This is a genomic window from Actinomadura sp. BRA 177, assembly GCF_013372625.1.
Lineage (GTDB): Bacteria > Actinomycetota > Actinomycetes > Streptosporangiales > Streptosporangiaceae > Spirillospora.
Genome location: NZ_JABXFD010000135.1, coordinates 1 through 1,971, shown reverse-complemented (window position 1 = coordinate 1,971; position 1,971 = coordinate 1). Strand labels below are relative to the sequence as shown.

The following is a 1,971-nucleotide window of genomic DNA, read 5'->3' as shown; positions in this document are numbered from 1 at the left end:
CATACGCGATGGGAGCCCGTCGCGTGGGCTCGGAGAGGGTTATAGGAGACGGCCCGCGCGGCCCGCGCCGCCCCGGCCGGCAGCTCAGCGCCGCGCGCGGGCTGAGCGCCCGGCGGCAGAAGCGCTTCCTCACCCTGACCGGGACGATGTCGGCGTTCGTGCTGCTCACCTCGGGCGGCGCGTGGGCGTTCCAGAACTACGTCACCGGCATGATCGACAAGGTGTCGGTGAACGGGCTCGGCAAGGGCAAGGACGCGCCGAAGGGCGCGATGACGATCCTCGTCGCGGGCGTCGACCGGCGCGAGGGGCTGACGAAGGCGCAGCAGAAGGCGGCGAAGCTCGGGCACGACGCCGGGGAGCGGTCGGACACGATGCTGCTGGTGCACGTGTCCCGCGACCACGACAGCGTGTCCGTGGTGAGCCTGCCGCGCGACTCCTACGTCACGATCCCCTCGCACAAGTCGAACGGCTCGGAGGGCGCCAAGGGGACGCGGGTTCCGGCCCGTCCGGGCAAGCTGACCTGGGCGTACCAGTTCGGCGGGCCCGACCTCACCGTCAGCACGATCAAGCAGGCGACGGGCGTGTCCATCGACCACTACGTCGAGGTGAACTTCTACGGGTTCGTACACATGGTGGACGCGCTCGGCGGCGTGGACGTGTGCACCGAGCAGGCCGTCAACGACCCGAAGAGCGGCCTCAAACTGCCCGCCGGCAAGTCCCATGTGGACGGCCTGAAGGCGCTCGCGTTCGCACGCGCCCGCTACACGCTGACCGGCGGCAGCGACCTCGGCCGCATCGACCGGCAGCAGCAGTTCATGGCCGCGATGATGAAGCAGGCGCTGTCGACGAAGACGCTCAGCGACCCGGTGAAGTCGACGAAGTTCCTGAACGCGGCACTGAAGTCGCTGCGCGTCGACTCGAAGCTGGCGGACAACCTGCCGAAGCTCGCCGACCAGATGAAGGACCTGTCGACCGACGACCTCACGTTCGCGAACGTGCCGCTGGCCAACCCCGACTACAACGCCGTCCTGTGGAACGCGCCGACGCCGCAGTCGACCGTCCAGTGGGACCAGGGCGAGGCGCAGGACCTGTTCACCCGGATCAGGCGCGACCAGCCGCTCGTCGAGCCGTCGGCGAAGCCGAGCGCCTCACCGACGGAGAAGCCCGAGGACGCGCTGACGGTGCCGCCGGACGACATCTCCGTCCGCGTGCTGAACGCGATCGGCACGCGCGGCCTCGCCACCAAGGCGGGCGGGCAGCTGCGGGGGCTCGGCTTCAAGGTGACCGTCGCGCCGGGCGTGGCGCGGCGCGGCCTGCAGACGACGCAGATCCAGTACGGCCCCGGCCGGGAGGACTCGGCGAAGACGCTGGCCGCCGCGATACCGAACGCCAAGCTGAAGAAGGTGTCGTCCCTGGGCTCGCGCGTGCAGGTCATGGTGGGCGCGAACTGGGACGGCGTGAAGAAGGTGAAGGTGACCCCGAGCGCGTCGCCGTCCTCGTCCCCGGCGATCCAGACGGGCACGGCCACGTCGAAGCTCTGCGCGTGACCGCGTCTTCTAGAGTGACGTTCTAGGACGTGGGAGGAGCCGCATGAGCGAGGACGCGCCCGCCGGGGCATACTACGAACCGCTGGGCGACGGCCGGTTCGCCAGCACCACCGCCACGGCGGGCCCCTGGTCACCCGGCTTCCAGCACGGCGGCCCGGTGTCGGCCCTGATCGGACGCGCCTTCGAGCGCCACGAGCCCGCCCCCGGCACGCGCATCGCCCGGGTAACGATCGAAATCCTGAGCCCCGTCCCCGTCGCCGAGCTACAGGTGGACGTCCGGGTCGTCCGCCCCGGCAAGAGGGTCGCGTACCTGGCGGGCGAGATCACCCACGAGGGCCGGACGATCGTCCGCGCCACCGCGTGGCGAATCCTGGCGGCCCCGTCCCACCTGGAACCAGTGGTCCACGCCCCCACCCCACCGCCC

At 71.0% G+C, this 1,971-nt stretch carries 2 protein-coding genes; both read left to right on the top strand.

What is annotated here, in order from left to right; translation table 11 throughout:
- The coding region (locus HUX53_RS03760; RefSeq protein ID WP_176401770.1) for an LCP family protein at window positions 1-1,547 on the top strand (1,547 nt) is incomplete at its 5' end.
- Between the two features lie 43 nt (window positions 1,548-1,590).
- Window positions 1,591-1,971, top strand: a 381-nt coding sequence (locus tag HUX53_RS03755) for a thioesterase family protein (RefSeq protein WP_176401769.1), incomplete at its 3' end; no start/stop codon positions are given.